The sequence below is a fragment of the Anaerobiospirillum succiniciproducens DSM 6400 genome, assembly GCF_000482845.1.
Classification (GTDB): domain Bacteria; phylum Pseudomonadota; class Gammaproteobacteria; order Enterobacterales; family Succinivibrionaceae; genus Anaerobiospirillum; species Anaerobiospirillum succiniciproducens.
Genome location: NZ_AXWV01000026.1, coordinates 33,238 through 54,043 on the forward strand (window position 1 = coordinate 33,238; position 20,806 = coordinate 54,043).

Here is a 20,806-nt window from a genome sequence, read left to right on the forward strand (position 1 = left end):
GCTCAATGTTATTTTTTGAGCGCTCTAGATGTAATTTTGATGTTTTAGCGATGCATATATGGTGAAAAGTGGTTCATGGTGTTGTTATTGCAACCATATTTTGGCATTTATAACTTGCTAGAAGTGTTAAGCAGTGGGCATATTTAGGCCTTATTGCAACTTATTTCGCACTTTTCGTTAAAAACCGCTCTATAGATGTAATAATCATAGCTGCACAAAGTTGTCTTAGAGCGTGGTTCATTTTGCACGCACTATCTAAGGTCTACTAAGTGCCAGCTAAAACAGATACGCTATGCTTACATGAACAATAGCAATTAACCATCTTAATTTGGTTCAATTGAGCCTACCAAATATGGCTCATCAGAGCATATTAAGATGGCAACAACTGGCCTATAAGTTAGGTCAATGCGCTTAATTGTGAAGCTAGGATTTAAGATCTTCAACTTATGCATGCTTTACGTATAGCTTATCTACAAAGCTGCTAAAAATAATGGATGGCGCTTAAGAGCACTTACTCTTGTAGCCTTACCATTAAAAGATTTCGTTTCCACTTTCAGTGACGGCTTGTATTAGCCGCTAAGACACAATATGGTACGAGCAAAGAAAGCTAATAGTTCTGTCAAAGCAGATATCGAGCAAAAGGATAAGGTAAGTAAGTCAGGCGCAACTAAAGCTGCAGCGACGACTAGCAGCTCTAAGCGCACTGTGCGAAATAAAACTACATTAGCCTCTGCAACTACCACTAAGTCTAATTCTATGGCCTCATCAAAAAATACAAATGCCAAAACTAAGGCACCAGCTAGTGCCTCTAGTGATAAGAAAGAAGCTAATGCTAAGGCTGAAGCAGCTGCAAAGACATCTAAAGCATCTGCCACCAAGGCACGTGCATCATCCTCACGCACCTCTAGCACCAAGGTTGCATCAGCAACTAAGGATAGCTCGACCTTAAAGAGCACCGCTAGTGCAAGCAAGAGCAGTTCAAGCAAGAGTGCTAAGAGCGCAGCTGCCAAGAGCGCTGCTAGCAAGAGTGCAGCTACCAAGGCATCTGCTAGTAAGACTGCAGCTACCAAGAGCGCTGCTAGCAAGACTGCTGCAAAAGGCACCACTAGCGCTAAGAGCAAGGCTGCCTCTGAGGCAAAGAGTGCAAGTGTTAAGAGCGTGTCTAAGCGTGCTGTTACTGATAGTGCTGCAAAGAGCGCAAGCTCAAAGAATGTAAAGGCCTCTACAAAAGAGGCAGCGCCACAAGAGAGCGTAACTAAGAGCCAGGTAAAGAGCACTGTAAAAAGTGCAGCTATGGCCGAAGATCGTATCGCTCGTGATCCTGTAGCTGAGGAAAATGTCAGCGCAGATCAGGTTAAGGGCGCAACTTTAACTAAGAATGAAGCTCAAGAGGCAGAGGCTGCTGCCATCAACGCTTTCTTACAACGACGTAAGAACAAGGCCAATGAAGAGGCCCAAGCAAAGGTTGATGAGGAACAAGAAGTAGCCGCTGCAGTTCATGAGACTGTTGAAGAGACTAAAGAAGATAAGGCAGCGCTAGTAACTGATGCTGACGCTACTGATAGCTCAAAGGTTGAGACTCAAGAGAATACAGTCAAGTCTAAGAGAGCTAAACGTTCTTCAACTAAGCAATCTGATAGTGATGATTTAAGCGCAGATAAGGAGAAAGACGTGTCTGCTGACAAGAATACATCAACCTCTGATTACGAGGTGGTAACCGATAATGAAGGCAATACTCGTACTGCTAAGTTCCCGCTTATAACTCTGCGCTCGATTGTTATTACTCCATCTGCCAATGTGCAACTGATTGCAGCACGCGAAAACACCGTGCTCACCTTGCAAGAGGCATTAAAGAGCGACAAGAATATTGCTGTATTTACACAGCTTGCTGACTCCGATGTACGTCCTACTAAAGATGAGTTAGGCCGTGTGGGTGTAGTGGCAAAGGTTTTAAGCGCCGCTTACAACGACAAAGAACAGTACCGTGCCACTATTCGTGGTTACGAGCGTGTTGTGATCTCTCGTATCATCGATGATCCAGCCGATCAAGTACGCCATGTTGAGGTCAAGTTCTTAAAGGAAGTTGAGGTCGACCCAGTTATCGAGAAGCGTTACATCGACGCTTTAAGAAACGCCTTAGACAATGCTCTTGAGGTGCAAAAGCACGGTGGCCGCAATATCATCGAGAAGAACATTCCATCTGAGTTAATTGTCGCTGTTCGTGAGCTTGCTGTATTAGGTCAGCTTGCTGATGGTTTAGCTCAGATCTTAAATCTGCCATTCTTCGACAAGAAGTACATCTTAGAGACCTTAAATCCAGTTGCTCGTGCTAAGGCAGTGATCGCTTTCTTAAACAACTTCTCCTACAAGGCTGAAGTTGATAAGAAGATCGCTGAAGATGCTCGTGCTGCTATGGATAGATCACAGCGTGACTTCTACTTAAATGAGCAGCTCAAGGCTATTAAGCGTGAGCTTAACATTCAGGTAGATGACAGCAATGATCTTGAAGAGTACCGCAATAAGGTTGCTAATTTAGATGCTCCTGTAGAGGTTATTAACCGTCTGCAAAAGGAAATCTCTCGTCTTGCCATCATGCCGCTTAACACTGGCGAAAACTCCATGGTGCGCAACTATATTGATACCTTGCTCTCCATCCCATGGTCTAAGAGCACCGAAATCAATAAGGAGCTTGCTAAGGCACGTGATGTTTTAGAGCAAGAGCACTATGGTCTTAAGAAAGTTAAAGACCGTATCTTAGAGTTCCTTGCAGTACAAAGCCGTCGTGAGCAGACTGACACCCATGGTCAGATCTTATGCTTAATGGGCCCTCCAGGTATCGGTAAGACTTCTTTAGCTGCCTCCATTGCTAAAGCAACTGGTCGTAAGTATGTACGTGTTGCTCTTGGTGGTATGTATGATGAGTCTGAGATTCGTGGTCACCGTCGTACTTACATCGGTGCTATGCCAGGCCGTATTATTCAGGGCATGATCAAGTGCGAGGTGAATAACCCACTGTTCTTGCTCGATGAGATCGATAAGATTTCAACAAATACTTACCATGGCGACATCTCTGCAGCCTTACTTGAAGTGTTAGACCCAGAGCAGAACTCCACCTTCTCAGATAACTACGTTGACCTTGAGTACGATTTATCTAAGGTGCTGTTTATTGCAACTGCTAACAGCTACAACATCCCACCTGCATTGTCTGATCGTATGGAGATCATTGATCTGTCCTCATACACTGCAGATGAGAAGTTCCATATTGCTCGTGAGCACTTACTGCCAAAGCAGCTGCGCAGAAATGGCTTAAGCGAGGATGAGTTTGATATCTCTGATGCAGGCTTAAAGCAGCTGATCGTGCACTACACTATGGAAGCTGGTGTTCGTGCTTTAGAGCGCATCATCGCAGAGCTGTGCCGTAAGGTAGTTAAGGAATTGATGCTTAACCCTCCTAAGACTCCTAAAAAGACTGTTTTAGGCGTTAAGGAGATTGAAAAGCTCATTGGCCCTAAGCGCTACGACTACACCTCTAAGCTTAAGGACAATCGTGTTGGCGTCGTCAACGGTCTGTCAGTAAGCTCAGTTGGTGGCGATATGCTGCAAGTTGAAGTTATCGCTAATGAGGGTAAGGGTACGCACCTGCTCACTGGTCAGCTTGGCTCAGTGATGAAGGAGTCTGTCTTTGCTGCTATTGCTTGGGTTCGCTCCCACGCACGTGAGTTCTCCTTAGCTCCAGACTTCTATCAAAGTGTTGACCTTAACGTTCACTTCCCTGAGGGTGCTATCAAGAAAGATGGTCCATCAGCAGGTAGTGCTACCACCACCGCTATTGTGTCTGCTTTAACCGGCAACCCAGTGCGCTCTGATGTGGCTATGACTGGTGAAATCACACTGCGAGGTGACGTGCTGGCCATCGGTGGTCTTAAGGAGAAGCTCCTTGCTGCACTGCGTGGTGGTGTTAAGACTGTATGTATTCCATTTGATAACAAGAAAGATCTGTGGGATATCCCTGAGAACGTAACTAAGGGTCTTAAGATCGTTCCAGTTAAGACTATCGATGAAGTGCTCGATATTGCCCTTGAGAGCAATCCACGTAAGTTCAAGCCAACTACTCCAGAGGATTGGACCTTAAGTGGCTATGAAAAGCGTGAGGCACAACGTAAATTGCGTGCCGAAGCTGAAGAGCGCAAGTACGCTATGGAGATCAAAGACTCCTCCGAGATCGCTGTTGGTGAAATTCACAACAACAAGGACGAAGAGGAAACTCCAAAGCCAACTCGCCGCCGTCGTCGCGACGATGCCCAAAAGCGTCTTGAGATCGTGCAGTAATTTACGCACACAAGCCAAGTTCTTTTGAACTTGGCCAAGCCCCATTAAGTACCAAAGAGCAATTAACAGCAATGCTCCACGCTATACAAGAGCATTGCTAAGAGAGCTTAAGAGCAAAGCCAAGCCTTGCATGAGCAACACCACAAGCAAGGCTAGAGCAATTAACAGCATTGCTCTAAAGCTTAGTTGGCACAAAAAAGGCAGCGTCAGCTGCCTTTTTTCATCGAGATCTAAAAGTTTCGTGCAAGATCCTTGCGTTTTGGGCTATAACGTTTAGGGTGAGTAATATCTTGAGTAGTCGAGGTTATAAGCAGTATGTTGGATAAAAGTGTTGTCGAAAAAGCACGTCAAATGTACCAATCTGGATATTATACTTACGCTCAAATTGCCGAGACTCTTGATATCTCACGTAGCAGCGTCTACTCCTTTTGCAAGGATCTCGTCAAGACAAGAGGACGTAACAGCAAAGAAAGCAGCGGCCCTACAACTGTGGTTGCAGTGCATGAGCAATCTTCTCATGATAATACTCATGAATTGACTAACACTTGTGCATCTGTTGCTAACATTGCTAAGAATGCGCCCAACGCAAATAGTACAGCTAACAGTGATTGCCAAGATGACGAGTCTCAAGCTAGCACTAAAGATAAGAGCTCAATTTTAGAGCCTACGCCGTCTTCAACGGTAGCATCAAAAGCATCATCACATTCATCTTCAAATCCACCATCAAAAGCCTCATCAAATCCATCATCTACGCCATCTGTTAACTCAGACAGTGAAGATGTAAGTATTAAGTTTGGATCTTATGCGCTCATAAGCAAAGCTATATACGACCTTAGGTTGGACAAAACGTTAAAGAGCGCCATCAAGCTTGCTCATCTTGAGAGCAAGGTGCATGTGGAAACTCTTATTGATTTAGCTTGCTATAGTATCTTTATTGCTGATGGAAAGGCTCTTAGCTTAGAGCAATATGCCGCTGACCACTGCTTATTTAACCAGGACCAAAAATTTCCTGGAGAAAGTGACTTAGCACAACTGCTTGATGGCCCTTTATTTAATCTGCAGCATGCCTTAAGCGAAACACTCTTTAAGACATTTGAAAAATCAGATGAGCTGATAATTACATACGATTTATCAGATAGTTTACAGACCTCTGGCAACCTCAACATTATCAATGGCAGATCGTTTCGTTCAGCCTCTACTTTAGATGGTTTTTATGTAGCTCAGGCTCGCAGGGCTTATGATGGCATGCCTTTTACCTTTGAGCTTATCAAAGAGTCATTGCCAAGCTTAAAAAGCCTAAGTGAGTTTGACAACACACTTCCTGATGACACTGATGACAGGCATACCGTCTTTTTAGATAAGGGTACATTCACAGACAGCTTTATTAATGACCTTGAGCATCGTGGTTTCAATGTAGTCTTATATTGCGATGGCAGAAGTGCTGTTATCACTAAGCTTGTTAATGAGCATGGAATGGAACTGTCAAGCTCTGCGCAAATGCTTAGTGAAAAAGCACCATTAATTTCAGGAAAGACCATCAAGGGTAAGTTTTTAGGCAAAGAGCGTTACATGCACTTTTTCTATGATAGAGGTGCTAGCACTCCGTCTATAAGCTTTAATAATCAGGTAAAAGTTAAGAGTGGCAATCAAATTAATGATACGCTTAAAGATAAGTTACATGCCTTTAGCTGTATTGCTACCACTGAACTAATGGATGCTGCTCAAGCCTACGATCGCTATAGCGCACTGACTAAAACTCAAAGTTTGTTAAAAGTACCAAGCAACATAAATAAGCAAAGCCTACGCTACAACGACATTGCTCAGTTACTAACTGGTTCGTGTGTAGTACGCTTCATTAGCTCTGTACTGCAAGCTTATATCAATAGCAAACTAGCTCTTGATCCTGATAAAACCGATAATCATGAGCAAAGCCTAAGTACACTGTCAGCTTTAGAGCACTTAGACAAGATTAGGCTCATTAGTGGAGGCGATTTAGTACCTTTAAAGCTAGCAACTCCGTTCGACCAACACTCACAGCACATCCTCAAGTGCTTTGATATTGATCCTACATTTGTTGCTAATTTGGCAGACTCGCTCTGCACTCAAGCAGACTAAGACTTGGAAAAGCAATGCTATCTACCAAGCATTAAGCGTAGGCACTAATAGTGGCACTCACGATACCGTCTGCCTCGGCATCGCAAGGTAGTGACCATGGCACTGACGATACCGTCTGCCTCGACAGCACAAGGTACTAGAGGCGGCCTAAGAGCTATCTATGTAGCCTATAGTGATAGGTAGCGGTGTTGTTAGAACTCTATGCCTTGCTCTCAGAGGCCAACTCGTAGCTGCTAAGTGTGTTTAAGAACTCATCCATCTCACTTATAGTTGTTCTATGCTTGTTCTTTTTACTTATGTGTGAAGTATTATTAACATTTTGTAGCGCTGTTAAGATAGCCGCACAGATGCTGTCTGGTTCAAATGAACCCTCGCTGTGTACGGGGGCCTTGAGTGCCTTAGCTTGATCTTTAACAAGCTTTTCAAATTTGAGCTCTAATGGACTTTTTTCCCTGAGCACTTCTAAGTAGTTTCTGTTGCGTAAAATATGGCCTTTGGCAAAACGAGACCACTCAGGACCTAGCTTTTTTAATGTGTCTTTAGCCTCATCATAAATATAGTTAAGTTTGAGATCATCATCAGCTATATCGCTTATCAGATCATCATCCTCTGCCTCTCTTCGTTCGATTATTGCTAGCTTTAAAGCAACTTTTACTGAGCTAAGGCAGCATGCCATGGCAGCAAGTGTAGTTACATACGGGCTAACAGCAAAACCATCGTTCTTAAAGTTACGCAGAGTAATCTTGGTGTCAGTATTGATCTCAATGTGGTGACCTAAAGCGATTAAGGTCATTAATAGCACATTAGATAAGAAGACAAAGCCTTTAGTAGCGCCCTCACAATTTGAGTAGTATGCTGGGAGTTTGAGTTTAGTAGATGCCAAGTCATGCCAACGTTTTTGGAACTTGTCAAAGTTAAGCATGAGTGGATAGAGCGCTTCTAAAGTCAGAGGATTATCTAACTTAGATTGAGCTACAACAAAAGCAGTCTCAGATATAGATAATCTCTTTATTTCATCATCATTAATGGCAAATTGTATATCGAGACTCCAAGAGCCGTGCTCGTTTTGATAGATCTTGGGATCACCACCATCTTTGGCCATAGCCTGACAGTACTTCAGTTGTCTTAATAAATCCTTTAGATGCCTGTAGGCATAACCTTCGCTCTCATGGCTATTGTATTTGCTGATGTATTGTTGATATACGATAGTCTCTGCGCGCGCTTTATCTAAAATTTTGTCACAGTACTGAACAACAAGCGTTTTGTCAGCCAGAACTGATAAATCTAGAGCACTATCCTCGTCCTCATCATCATAATAATGATCATAATTAAACCAAGACTTATTTTTAGTCGGCAGTGTTCTTCTATATGTAGAATGAAATCCATAAGCTACCTCTTTGTCCTGCTTATCTTTAACAGGTTGAAAGTATTTAGTATCAACATGCACAAGATCGAGGTGTAAGGGGCTATTTTTTTGCATCCTGCAAATGAGGTTAAGACCTTCACTGTTGATGTTTTCAATTAACGCATTAGAGATAAGCTGGCCATCAATAATGACGTTCTGAATGTCAGGATATTGTTCTAACACACGACGCAGGTGATTCCAGACAAATACTTTTATCTCAGTGCGATTACGCGGTGTAGTAGTAGATACATCGTAGGCTAAAGGTATTCCGGTAGCTGCATCACAGATAAACTCGTAGCTTTCATCATCATTATAGTCAACACTGAACAGTCTACGTGGTACGGTAACAATAAAGACAGATGTGACTTTGTGATTAGGTGCAATACTGGCGATTATTTGTTTGGACAGAGCAGTGTAAAGACCATCAAGATCCTTATGCTTACCAAGCTCAGCAAATGCTAGAGAACTAGTGCACTCATTGAATAAGAGATAGTCTTGAGCGCGATTAAGCTTGATAAGGGCAGGGTAAAAGATATTTAAGCGCGGGCTTGATAACTCCTTAGGATATGACTTGCACTGTTCATGCATGGCGCTGTACATGTCAAAAAGAGCTTTGGCAATCAAGACATCAGTGTTAAGTCCAACTGTTTGTTTTTGGCCAAGGATATCCACTAATTTCTTGATAATCCCAAAGCGGTCAAGAGCGCCACTAAGTAGAGTTAAGAAGTCTAAATCGTACTCTTTATTAAGCGCACCTTTGTCCAAAGTAATGAAATTGTATAGATCTTGAACACGGACAAAGGCATTCTTATCGCAAAAATAGCTTCTTGTGTAGAAATCAAATCTAGTTAGATCAGAGGCGCTAAGCCCCATAGTGACAAAGCTTTCAAGCATGCAAAGATTGTAGATGTCGCGTATAGCGACTTTTTCTTTAAGGGAGCTGACTTTAAACTTGCTGTAGTCTTTGCCAACAGTGCTTGCAAATTGAGCAAACAAGGGAAATTTAAAGCTGCTTAAAAGCTCAACCAGAGCATTGTCTAAAAGAACTTCATCACTGTCTACTTTAGCCATTTAATCTTTAGCCCCACAAATTGTTGCCTGAACACTAGCCTATCTAATCTACCATCATAGGCCTTAGTTAGCACTTGTTTACGCGCAATAAGCTTGTTTTATTGCAACTACAGCTTGCGCGCAAAATGTTTACGACTTTGCATACAAGGATCCCTTTAACCCATGGATATGTGTACATGCCAAGCTTGTGAATTGATGTAGCTTAGCTAAACTATCTATCATGGGATGACTTGTCAGAACCATCTTCTAGCTTATCTGTAGCATTAATAGGCAGATCGTTTTCATACTCTATTGATGCTGCCGATAGCCTAGATAAAAGCTTAGAGACCATATTGTTAAGCTCTATCTCGCTTACACCAAAATAGCTAAAAATCTGCATGGTTGTTCGCGATAAGCCATTTTGAAGAGTGTATCTGCCATTAGGTTTAAGAGAAATAGCTTTGACTCTATCAAGAACAATTAAAGTATCAGGAACGTTATGTACAACCATGCAACCTTTCACTCTGATAGATGCATCTTGAATAAGAGAGTAGAGTCTAGATCGTGCGATAAGAGCGATAAACTCGATAAACATCTTGGTTCTAAGCGCTTGAGTAGAGCGAACAACTGAGCTGTCTGAGCTTAAAAATGCCTTATCATCACAGAAGATTTTCTCAAAGCTATCACGTTTCTTGTATAGCAGGTAAGCCTCTTGTGCTGTCATCTTTTCAGATGTAATGATCGTGAAGTAACCTGCTCTTTTAAGCTCTGCTGTAATTGCGTCGTATTTGCGCTCGAAGAAGATTAGCTTGCCTGACTTATCTTTTTGTAGATCAAAATAAGGGTCAAAATCCTTGGTTGAGTCTAGGATTTTTCCTTTACATCTTCTTAGATGGACCTCTAGGTCTTCAATCTGCTTAGATAGCTTGTCACTTTCAGTATGAAGCTTTTGCGTTGAGCAGTAGACATGAAAGTATCGATCTTTACCAGCAAATTCTCTTTTCTCTGTGCATCCATACACTCCTGATGTGGTCTTAATAAGATACTTATGATCCATCTCAAAGCTGCCTCTGAGCTTATCGATGATTTCGCCTACAAGCTTCTTATTTCCTTTAACCATGAGGATAAAGTTGCACTTTGACTCATCAATGTATCGTATGTTGCCATCAAAGAAGAAACCTCTGTCTAATATGAAAGTTATCTTCTGATAGCCAAATTTAGTTGCCTTGTTTACTAGCTGTTCAAGCTGTGAAACGTCAGGTATTGAGCCTTGATAACCATCGTAGAAGAGTGGCAGCATCTTATGAGCATCAAGTCCGATACCATAGTTCCCAATTGGGCTGTCAGCATTTGCTTTGGCATGACCAAACTCTACGAAATCAATGTCACCAGCTTGGCAATTCTTATTTGAAGCGTCATATAAGATGAAAATCTCAGCACCATTCTTGTTCTGAGCGTTCCAATCAACTATGTAGTTATATATCTGATCTTGTGAGGTATCTGATAAGAAACGACTGATAGTTTCGTCACTGACAATATGCTGATCCTCTCTAAATAGAGGGTGGGTGCGAGCATAGTCCTTAAAATGACATAAAGCCTTGTCCTCACAGATCATCATGAATGTGGCCAAATCAAGGACTAATGCAGACTTATCTAAGAAATGCTTTTGAAGAAGTGAGACTATTCCAAGCTCATGGAATACGCGCTGTATTAGCAAGAAAGCCCCAATATCTTGACTCATGCTGCGAGAGGGGTGCTGTTCTTTAACTATGACATCAGGGAGCTTCTCGTAAAAGTTATTGTTTGGATACATCTTGCCAGAATCGTCAGCACAGACTTTACCAATGGCTAAACGTACTGGAACACTGTACTTCTTTTCCTTGTTGTACTTATCGCCAACGTGCGCGTATACGTATTGGCTACCCTGAGCATTAGCCTTGGATAGGTAGTAGCGACAAGGAATATCTGAAAGATTGACGGTTGACTTGTACAGCATAAAAATCACCGCAAGTATGTAGTCGTATGATACAGCTCAATAATGAGGTAAAAGAAAGCACAAAATGGGCTAAATCATTAAAGAAATGAAGGCTTTGGTATTCTTTGAGCTATAAAAGTGAGTCAAAGCGCCATTTGTCTGCCTTGAGCATTAAAATGACGCAAACTTAAGCTTATTAGCATGCTCCTGATGCACTCTGACATTCATATTAATGTGGAGTGAGCCATAAGATAGGGTGATTAGCTCAAATTAGCACTGTGCCGACGCAAGATGTACCTTAGCAAGATGTATTTTAGCAAGATGTACCTTAGCAAGATGTACCTTGCGCCGTTGCATATTTAGCCAATGACACAATGCTAATCTAAGAGGCTTTACCTACTTGCATTTTCTAGATCCGATTGCATTGAGGCAGTTTGATAATCGTCGTAGTCAGCTTGTCTTATGGAAGGAATGCCCATAGTGCATCCAATCCATTCGTCTTTAGAATAACTGCATACTCGAATAACTTCACCGCTTAGGAAGCGCTCCCATTCATAGCCTAGGTTTTGAAGCAGGTGAACAGCGTCTAAATCGAAAATATCAACATCAAAGCCATCACAGGTCTTTTCAATACTCATGGAATCGAAATCGCTTAACGGATCTATTTCCAATGTAATATCGTCGCTGTCGAAACTTACTTCTAAGCCTTCTTCCAGTTCAAACATATTGATGTATTTGTAGAGGGTTGGCGCAATAGACATGATCTTGGCTGACTTAGTTTCTTCTGCAACAGTATCATTCATGAGCGCTTTAACATGCTTGTCAAGGACAGTACAAATAGCCATCATTAGATCGCTTACCAAGAATAAGCCGGCTTTAATGTCTTCATCGCGCATGGCGCAATCAGGCACAATTGCAGTGAAAGGTTTTAACTTGCTCCAAAGCTCCTCATTGTGACGAGTTTCTTCGCACATATGGTAAAGCAATGGTACCTTACATCCTACAAGATTATTGTAGAGGCTAAAAGCATATGCACTGTTTCTAATTGCCAAGCTTTCTTCAGAAGAATCATCTACGCCAAAAAAGCTGACTTCCACTTTGCCATCGTCGAGATCTAAATAAGCAATTTTATTAATATCAACCGAAACTAGCTTAAATGTAGACTCATGTGCTTTTATGGCATTTTGGGCTTCAAGCTGAGATTTAAATGGTTTATGAGTAAAGTATCCAATTAGACTAGTTCTCAGTCTGCGTATGGCTTGCTCTGTTTTTAGCTGTGCTTCATAGGAATCGTTCCTAACGATTGTTCCATAGCGCATTAAACCATCTAAGCCTTCTACTTGCTCACCTTTCTCGCTCATATTTACTGCAATGGCATCATCAGGTTTTCCGGATATTATGTCGACGAGTTTATCTGAATAGGAGTTTTTAATTGAAGCAGCCTTCTGCGCATCCTCGATATAGGAAAAGACTTGCAGTCCTGCATTTTTGCAGCCTTCTAAAAGACTAGGGGTTGCATATTTATCATTAACAGCAATAGTGTTGACTGTTGGGTAATGTTTTCTAAGTAAAGCTAAGTTTTCGACAGCTAAGTCTACAACGGCTGATTTCTTGGTAGAGTTTCCTTTAGAGCGGCAAATTAAGACAGGTACTCCTGTCCATATATCGCAAAAGCAGATGAGCTTATTATTAAGATCTGCGCACTCTTCTACCTTCATGCTTTCATTGATATGAGCAAACTTGATGAAGTTTCTTGGTATTTGTATGAGCTGTACTGCTGTTAGATTAAAACCTGGAGTAAAATAGAACTTAAAAAGTTTATTGATTACGTCAGTATAGATGCTCTGATGGTTCTTGTATTGACCAAGTTTTTTAGCACCTAAAATACCAGTGTATTCGTTGAGATAAAGTTGTGCAGAGCTTTCTTCAAAGTCTGTAAATAGCAATGCAGCATACAGATTGTTGTAATTGTGACGCTCTAGTTGTAAGTACTGCGTATTTTTGTTCATGTCACGGAACATGTCGATGAACAACTTGCCAACTAAGAGCTCATTGCTGACAAGCCCTTTGAACTTTTCGTTGCCGATATGCTTAACAATAGTTGATAACACACCAATTTTTTCTAGTGCACCAGCAATAATAGGTGCAGCGCCTAAATTAAACTGCTCAGGATCATCAGTACGCTTGATGCCTAGAAGATCGGCAACCTTCTTTTGATACGAGTCAGAGTCGGTTACAGATGCACGAGCTTGTAGCTCTTCATCGCTATAACCTGCAGCTTTAGCTGTTTCGTCTTTCAAAGACTTTTCTGGTGAATAAGACTGATAGTCAGCTATTTTCTCAAGACCAGTTAAATATTTAGTTTTGCTCTCTTCTATAAATGCACGAAGACTGTGTGCATGATTGATTGAGCCCTCTGATGGGCCTAGACCAAGATCTATGCCTGCATTATTCATTAGCTGCGCAACCACATCATAAATATCAGCTTGCCCTGACTCAAGTTGATGTTTCATTTGATATAGCGACTGTAATAAATCACCATCGTCGCTATCTTGCTTGTATGGTTGATAGCGGATATTACTCTTATCTTTTCTTGAAAACTTTGGCAAATCACCAGATTGGCGCAGTTTTTTAGTGCGAGACTTTTTGCCCATTATTAATCCTCTAAAGTAAAGTGCACGACCTGTGCTTTGCCGTCTGCATATATACAGGTGTACGCAAATTAACTAAGCTTCGTGAAAGTAAAGTGTTGGTAAATCGATTAACTGTCAAAGCTTGCATGAATGCTGATCATTGTTGCTTAATCGTCATAGAGTCTCAAGATACCATACTTTGCAGCTACATTTGAGCTAACGCTTGGTATTCTTGCATCTAAGCAAAAGAATATCTTTGTATATAAGGCATTTTGCCTATGTAGCGCCCATTAGCGACTTTAAAGCAATAGGCGAAGACTATTTCGATGCGACATTATGGATCGTTCTTAAGTTAAAGCTGCATGACCTGAGACAAAAGCGTCGTCATGATTGAAAAAAGTGGATGCGCAAGCAACGCCCCGATTTTTATCAAAAGAGACTATGCGCAAAACCAAAACCAAAAGCATTAGCCATAACTAAAAGAGCACGACAGGAATATGCTGCTCTAATGAGCAAAGCTCTCAATGTAGATACAAAAGTCTTGATCAACTTATGACATTTCAGTGCTAATTGTTGAGTTTTTCAGCACTAACAGCTAATAATCTGAGCAGTGCCTGTATGAGCATGGTTCTAAGATAGGTTGTGATGTAGCTGTAAGCTCACGCAGCAAAATAATCAAAGACTTTAACATCATCGGCTTGAGGCAAGTGGCGTTGTGCAAGCTCAGTGTTACTAATCATGATTGAGATTAGTACAGATCAGAAAAGATAGGGATTAGTTATGGCCTACCAAAAGTTCTGTTTCGTTGTGCCAGTTTGTCGCAATAGCAATAATGTCGCTACTTTGCTTGAGGCTATCAGGCAATATAACTTCCCTGTAATCTTGGTAGATGATGGTAACTCCGAGCAAGAGCGTGCTGCTATTAAAGCCGCTTGCGACGATTATTATTCAAATACTGCCAAGGCAAGTGCAGCGCCAACACATGCAAAAGTAGAGGACGATGCTGCAGGTGCAAATGCACAAGCGCTTGACTGGAGTGTACTTGGGCGCAATGCAAAAGCTAAAGTGCACTTGGTATCTTACCCTGAGCAACAGGGTAGAGGTTATGCTATTGCACAGGGCCTTTTCTATGCATTAGAGCAAGGCTATACCCATGCAATCGAGTTAGATGCCGATTTGCGCTATGACTTTGAGGATATTAAGGCCTTGATTTTAAGGTCACTGCGCTTCCCTCCGTTTGTAATCTCAGGCGATCCTCAATATGATGAGAAAACTCCTTTCTCATTGATAGTTGGAAGTAAACTCCATAACTTTATGGCGGCCTTTGAGACTTTAACCTTAGCAGTTAAGGACTGTACTTGCTCCTTTAGAGTCTATCCTGTCGCAAGCACAGTCGCTTGTCTTAAGGAGGATGGCTTTAGGCCTAGAGTTGGCTTTGATATCGATATTTTGATAAAACTCTACCGTCGAGGTCTTATCATCGACTATATCGATACTAAAGTTAAATACATAGCGAATGCAGAGGTAAGCAGCACGCTATCAGACAAGCTTGCATTGATCATGATGCATACTGTGTTTATGCTGAATCTACCACTACACTTTAAAGGCATTTTGTACCACAAGCAAAAACCATCGAGAATCAACTCCGAAGAAACGGATGCTATGTTGCTAGCAAAACTTATCGATGAGCCAACATCCATATCACCTGAGGCCTTAGGCGTCGATGCTATCTCAGGTGCTAGCGGCATCCCATACTATAGTCCTGAGAGTAGTCGCCACAGCACAGATAGCCAAGAGAGCAAGAGTGAGAACTCAACTAAAAACGAGGCTAAGATTCCACTTGCAGAAGGCGGCTTTGCCTCACTCATGGCTGCAAGCTTTTCTGATCGTGATGATCCATACGGCTACAAAGCACACGAGGATAAGGCATCTGGCCAGAAGACGGCATCAGCCGATAAGAAGGTATCAGACTAGAGATAGTATCATACTGGATTAGATAACAGCCAAGATTAGGTAACAGCCTCAATCAATGCGCCTTCCACAGCGGATGATAGAGACAAGTAAGCTACCTCAAGAACGGGGCTGTTATTGAGACTTCTACCTCTTGCCTCAAGGCTATTATGCTGGTGCAAAGATCAAAAATGCTAATGCTAGCCTTAGTTAGGTGGTATATTCTAGAGTAGACTTGGGGGTAATAATTGCACTCACGTATGGTTTGGCTGTAAGGATCAGGGCAAGATTATGTACGATCAAAGTGTTGTTCTAAAAGCACGTGAAATGCGCAAGGCTGGAGCATCATTCGGTCAAATTGCTAAGGCTCTTGGTATGGCCAATAGTACTGCTCAAGCTATGTGCAGGGGTGAGTTACTTAATAGCACTGAGGCACGAAAGCCGCGTAAAAAGCCTAGGGTTATTGTGCCTATGCACGATCACACTGTGGTGCTCAAAGCTCGAGAGTTGCGCAAGCAGGGACTTAAATTCTCTGATATTGGAGAGGCTTTAGGCATCTCACGTAGTACAGCATATACCTTTTGCCAAGAAGGCTTTGTTCGCGGCAGCAAAAAGGGTGAAGGCACTACTGCCGCTCAGATCGCAGCCCAAAAGAAAGCTAAAAGTGCTAAAAAGACAGCTACAGAAGCGCAAAATACCGCATCAGGAGCCCAAGCTGCAGCAATAGCCGGTGCGCAAAATCAAGCTTCAATCGCCCAAGCTACTGCACTATCCTCTGCTCAAGATACAAGTGCTCAAACTGTTGCAACTGCAATATCAAAGACTAAGACGGCTAACACTCCTAGGATAGTAGCTGACACTCTCTGGCCATCTCTTAATAGCGCTAATACCTTACCAAAATCAGTGAAGGATAGTAGCAATGCTCCGACTGTAATCAGTGAAAAAGTTGATGAGGCAAGGGAGCAACACGATCTGAAGTATGGCCCTCATGCGCTCTTAGCTAAAGTGTTAGATGAGCTCAATCTTGAGAATAGTATCAAACGCGCGATGATACATGCTGATGTGTCTGAAGAGATAAGCTATGAGGAGCTTATTGATCTTGCAGCTTATAGTTTGTTTACCGCGCAAGGCTGCGATTATAACTTTGATGAATATGCTCATGAGCATTATCTATTTTCTCAAGGCCTAGGGTGCGTAAAAAAGGAGCTAATTGCTAATTGGCTTAAAGATACTATCTTTGATCTAAAAGAGCCTCTATGTCATCGTCTTACCACTGATCTTAAGAACTTAGATGAGTTAGTCATCACCGTTGATATGTCTGACTATACTCAGAGCCCAGGAAATCTGAGCATAATTCAAAACGTTGGTGAATATAGGACAATTCGTAAAAACTCTATGCATGCACTTGTTGCAAGAAGAGCTTATGACGGCCTACCAGTGCAATTAAACGTGTATCCGACATATCAGCCAACTTTGAAGTCCACACTTGATTTTGCCAAGAAGCTACCTGACTACGATTGCTCTAGACAGACAGTATTTATGGATAAAGGCGTCTATAGTGCAAAGCACATTCAGGAATTAGAGGCAAATGGCTTTAATATAGTTTGCTACTGTGATGCACGCTCTAATGTGATTACTGATCTAATCAATAAATATGGCGAGGATTTGCTTAGCTTAGAGGATCCATTAAGAGCAGATTTGCCACATATTCATGGCATAACTCGAGCCCAAGTTTTATTTGGTGAAGTGCGTTTTTGCCATTTGTTTTTTGATGAGTCGATTAAAGCACTTGGCCTGATTGAAAAAGAACAAGCTGGCCTCATTAAGAACGCAAATATCATTGAATCGCTACAAGCATATCAGCATGGCTTTAGATGCATTATCACTGATAGCAGTATGGATTTTTTAACGGCGTTCGATAGCTACTATGGTCTTACAAAGACGCAAAATGTCATTAAGCTGCCTCAATTATTGCTAAAGCAAAGTTTAAAATCTGGCGTCATTCCAAAGGCTGTGATTGGCTCTTGTGTAGTACGCATGCTAAGTTCTTTGCTTGAAAGTTACATAAATAGCAAGCTTAAAATACAACGTTCTATCAAAGATCACACTGAGCAATGCTTAAATGCTACTAAAGCACTTGAGCAGCTTGAGAGTATCAGACTTGTTGGCGATGGCATACTAGAGCCATTTAAAGTAGATGCTCATTTAGATAGCCGTACTAAACACATCCTAAAGTGTTTTGATATCAGTGCACTCAAAGCCCCCCGTTTTATGAAGACCCATCTAACTACAATAGTGAGTGATTGGCTTTTGACTCGTAACTGAGCAGCTTAAGATAAAGCTTGCCTGTTACAATGGGGCCCATTAGGCTAGTAGATATCCTCTTTACCACTGTATTTTGTAAATACATGGGGAAAGATCCACAATATATCCAAGACTAATTTTTAAAGAACATTTTGGCGCAAAGAGCAGATTTACAGTGATCTCAATACACTCACTTTCTAAGTCTTAGACAAAGCGTCAATCTTTTCTAAAATCGCCAGATATCTGTTAATTGTTCTTCTTGTGCATCGGATATCTGCATCAACACATGAGTAATCGTTATGATCAAACAAGCATTTTTCTTAGGTCTTGCTATCGCTGCAATGTCATTTTCTCTGAACGCTCAGGCAAAAGACGTGTATGTTAACGGCTATACCCGCTCAGACGGCACTCAAGTACGTGGCCACTATCGTTCTGCACCTGACAATAGCTATGATAACAATTGGTCTACTGAGGGCAATACCAACCCATACACTGGTGAGCGTGGTACCAACGAGCGTCGTGGCTATTAATTAAACCCTGGTAGCTGCCATATAAGCTTGGTACCAGCGATCGCCGTGGCTACTAATTTAGCTAGGCTATGGCTGCATAAACAAGTGATTTAGTCAAAATAACAATGTTCTAAGTTTATGAACTATGTGAATAGAGCACCATTAGATTACTACAAAACAAGTTCTGTAAAATAACGATTTGTGGTGTTTAATTTGTGTATATATAGTTGTTAAATATAGTTCATAAAGGTTTGAATATGAACTATCGTAAGCTAAAACACACCTTGATTATTTTCTTGTAGTTAAAAGGTGATTAAACCGTGGTACCAGAGCATGTAAGAGCAGTTAGCAGACCAGTAAACACGGTTGTTGTTGACTCAAAATCCAAAGGAGCTAAGCGTTATCTTGTTAGAGAAAGGGCTGGCTACAAGACTTCAAAAGGAAACTACTCTGGACCAAGGAATGGCAAAGTCATTGGATACATAATCGATGGTGCGTATGTTCCAAGACAAGAAGAGAAAAAGCTACTAACACATAACTCTCGCTCAGTTATGCAGTATGGCGCTCCGGCGTTCGTGGCAAACAAGTGTAAGGATATTCATCAAGACTTGCTCTTATGCTTCGATCCTGAAGATGCTAACCGCATTATGACCATTGCCTCATTGAGAGTAATTGATCCAGGTATAGCTTGTAATCGTTACCTTTCAAAAAGTCAGGGGTCATTTTTATCTGTCTTCTATCCTTGCATAGGACTCACAAAGAATGCGGTATCTGAGTTCATAAAGCATCTTGGCATGTGCACACAAGCTCATAAGAGCTTCTATGGCTGCAGACTTGCTCATGTTGCAAAGAACCAGAATATCTTTATTGATGGTGTCATTAAACAAGATACTGGCAATAATGATCTCTCTAGAGATTCTGCTAAGACACACCTTAAAGATCATAAAGAAAACTCTGTAATCTATGCATATAGCCACGATATGCAGGAGGTAATTTGCTCAAAAGCTTACCAAGGCAACATGCTTGACTACAAAGCGTTCAGAGACTTTATTAAGAGCAACAACGTCACCAAAGGCATTCTTGTTTGTGATAAAGGCTTTCCTGTAAGTAAGATTAGGGATCTCATTGAACAATACCCTGATCTGCACTACATCTCACCGTACAGATGCAATGCCAAGGTGATTGATGAGCTTGACTTGTGTTCATATGAACAATGCGCAACATTGTCTAGTGGCGTGAATGTCCTTTGTAAGAAGGTATCTTTGCCTAATGGTAAGTACCTCTTTAGCATAAGAGATATGTCGCGAGCATCGTTAGAACAGAGTGGCATGATTCATAAAGGACTTAAGAACAATGGTACTTTCGATGGAGAAGAGTACTCAAAAAAGCTTCTTAAGATGGGAATGATTGTGTATGAGTCGGATCTTGACTTATCGCCTCTAGACATTCTCAGTCATTACGAGAATAGATGGTGGTTAGAGACCATATTCGACTTATACAAGAACACATTAGACCTCGATATTACTAAGGCTCAATCACGTGAATCTGTTATTGGTAATGAGTTCATTAACTTTGTAGCAATGCTCATAGCATGCAAGTTAAGAAATGCCATGAATGATATGGATAAGCTTTACGGCAGTGACGGTTCGACATTTGCCTCTAGAATGTCTGAACTTAGAGATGTCTACAGGGAGGTCAATGCCCCTGCTAAAGCTTTTATAGATGATGGTCACTGGGTTTTGCCTGCATCAAATGCCTCATTTACACTTATGGCAAGGCTTGGTTTAGTTGATGACCCTTCTGGAGAACTCACTAAACTTCCAAAGTCTCGTGAGTCAAAAGCGCAAAGTAGCAAGGTTGAGTCACTGCCAACTCGTACCACAGACAAGCAAAACGATGCATGTCAAAACGTCGATGCAATCTCAGAGGCTCAAGCTCATAAAACCATAGTGTCAGATGGTAATGAAACTGCAAAGGATAGCGGCTTAAAAAGAGGCAGAGGACGACCAAAAGGCAGTCTAAACAAGAAAACTATCGAGGCTATGAAACAAGGCCTTATAGTACCTAATGCTCCTAAAAGAGGTCGCGGACGACCAAAAGGCAGCCTAAACAAGAAAACCATTGAGGCGATTAAGAACGGCTTGATAGACCCAAACGCACCTAAAAGAGGAAGAGGCCGTCCTAGTGGCAGTTCAAACAAGATAAGTGGCCATTTCAAGAGGAACTTTATAGGACCAATGCCTAATGGTCAAAAACATCCTGCTATGCGCAAGAATACAAATCCGAAAACTCTTTGGCCATAGAAAACTATGATATCTTTGCAAGCGCAGGATAACTGTCAGAACTTTGCAGACACTTCGGTTGCATTCTGAGAGTTCAAAGATTTGCTTAAAGTTTACTTAAGCAAAAGAAAATTGGAAATAGCTTACAGGGACAGGTTTATAAAGGCTACTTTTCCTGATTGCTATGAGCTTGAAAGCTATGATGCTCGTTATGCTCCATGTGCACCAGAAATCATAAAGTATTTTTTCAAGTG

General features: G+C 41.6%; 9 protein-coding genes. 6 read left to right on the forward strand and 3 right to left on the reverse strand.

All coding sequences use genetic code 11. The features are described 5' to 3' along the window. The first annotated feature begins 588 nt into the window (after positions 1-588). Together lon and H524_RS0104605 are read left to right on the forward strand one after the other, a co-directional pair. The gene (lon, locus tag H524_RS14300; RefSeq protein ID WP_052338914.1) at positions 589-4,329 is read left to right on the forward strand and encodes an endopeptidase La; all 3,741 of its coding nucleotides are present in this window, start codon (positions 589-591) and stop codon (positions 4,327-4,329) included. A 315-nt stretch (positions 4,330-4,644) separates the two neighbouring features. Further along, entirely contained in the window at positions 4,645-6,444 is a 1,800-nt protein-coding gene (locus tag H524_RS0104605; protein ID WP_044121499.1) for a helix-turn-helix domain-containing protein, read from the forward strand. A gap of 199 nt (positions 6,445-6,643) precedes the next feature. Here H524_RS0104605 and H524_RS0104610 read toward each other — a convergent pair whose 3' ends face one another. The 3 genes from H524_RS0104610 to H524_RS0104620 form a co-directional block, all read right to left on the reverse strand. Continuing rightward, positions 6,644-8,920: a hypothetical protein gene (locus H524_RS0104610; RefSeq protein ID WP_027939374.1), complete on the reverse strand. Its 2,277-nt coding sequence runs from the start codon at positions 8,918-8,920 to the stop codon at positions 6,644-6,646. A 211-nt stretch (positions 8,921-9,131) separates the two neighbouring features. Beyond that, on the reverse strand, positions 9,132-10,895 hold the full coding sequence (locus tag H524_RS0104615) for an IS1634 family transposase (protein ID WP_027939375.1): 1,764 nt from the start codon (positions 10,893-10,895) through the stop codon (positions 9,132-9,134). A 371-nt stretch (positions 10,896-11,266) separates the two neighbouring features. Beyond that, a complete protein-coding gene (locus tag H524_RS0104620) occupies positions 11,267-13,528 on the reverse strand; it encodes a hypothetical protein (RefSeq protein ID WP_027939376.1) in 2,262 nt (753 codons plus the stop codon). 759 nt (positions 13,529-14,287) lie between these two features. Between H524_RS0104620 and H524_RS16410 the strand changes: the two genes are divergently transcribed. The 4 genes from H524_RS16410 to H524_RS0104640 all read left to right on the forward strand — a co-directional run bounded on the left by H524_RS16410 (position 14,288) and on the right by H524_RS0104640 (position 20,573). Continuing rightward, complete coding sequence (locus H524_RS16410) at positions 14,288-15,481, forward strand: glycosyltransferase family 2 protein (protein ID WP_052338915.1); 1,194 nt, start codon at positions 14,288-14,290, stop codon at positions 15,479-15,481. 267 nt (positions 15,482-15,748) lie between these two features. After that, on the forward strand, positions 15,749-17,782 hold the full coding sequence (locus tag H524_RS0104630; RefSeq protein ID WP_027939377.1) for a hypothetical protein: 2,034 nt from the start codon (positions 15,749-15,751) through the stop codon (positions 17,780-17,782). A gap of 278 nt (positions 17,783-18,060) precedes the next feature. Beyond that, positions 18,061-18,291, forward strand: coding sequence for a hypothetical protein (locus tag H524_RS14310; protein WP_052338916.1), 231 nt, complete (start codon positions 18,061-18,063; stop codon positions 18,289-18,291). 299 nt (positions 18,292-18,590) lie between these two features. Next, complete coding sequence (locus H524_RS0104640) at positions 18,591-20,573, forward strand: transposase (protein WP_027939378.1); 1,983 nt, start codon at positions 18,591-18,593, stop codon at positions 20,571-20,573. Positions 20,574-20,806: the final 233 nt, after the last annotated feature.

Excerpts from the sequence above, each read along its gene's own strand:
- lon (WP_052338914.1), top strand. The coding sequence starts at position 589 with ATGGTACGAGCAAAGAAAGCTAATAGTTCTGTCAAAGCAGATATCGAG.
- H524_RS0104605 (WP_044121499.1), top strand. The coding sequence starts at position 4,645 with ATGTTGGATAAAAGTGTTGTCGAAAAAGCACGTCAAATGTACCAATCT.
- H524_RS0104610 (WP_027939374.1), bottom strand. The coding sequence starts at position 8,920 with ATGGCTAAAGTAGACAGTGATGAAGTTCTTTTAGACAATGCTCTGGTT.
- H524_RS0104615 (WP_027939375.1), bottom strand. The coding sequence starts at position 10,895 with ATGCTGTACAAGTCAACCGTCAATCTTTCAGATATTCCTTGTCGCTAC.
- H524_RS0104620 (WP_027939376.1), bottom strand. The coding sequence starts at position 13,528 with ATGGGCAAAAAGTCTCGCACTAAAAAACTGCGCCAATCTGGTGATTTG.
- H524_RS16410 (WP_052338915.1), top strand. The coding sequence starts at position 14,288 with ATGGCCTACCAAAAGTTCTGTTTCGTTGTGCCAGTTTGTCGCAATAGC.
- H524_RS0104630 (WP_027939377.1), top strand. The coding sequence starts at position 15,749 with ATGTACGATCAAAGTGTTGTTCTAAAAGCACGTGAAATGCGCAAGGCT.
- H524_RS14310 (WP_052338916.1), top strand. The coding sequence starts at position 18,061 with ATGATCAAACAAGCATTTTTCTTAGGTCTTGCTATCGCTGCAATGTCA.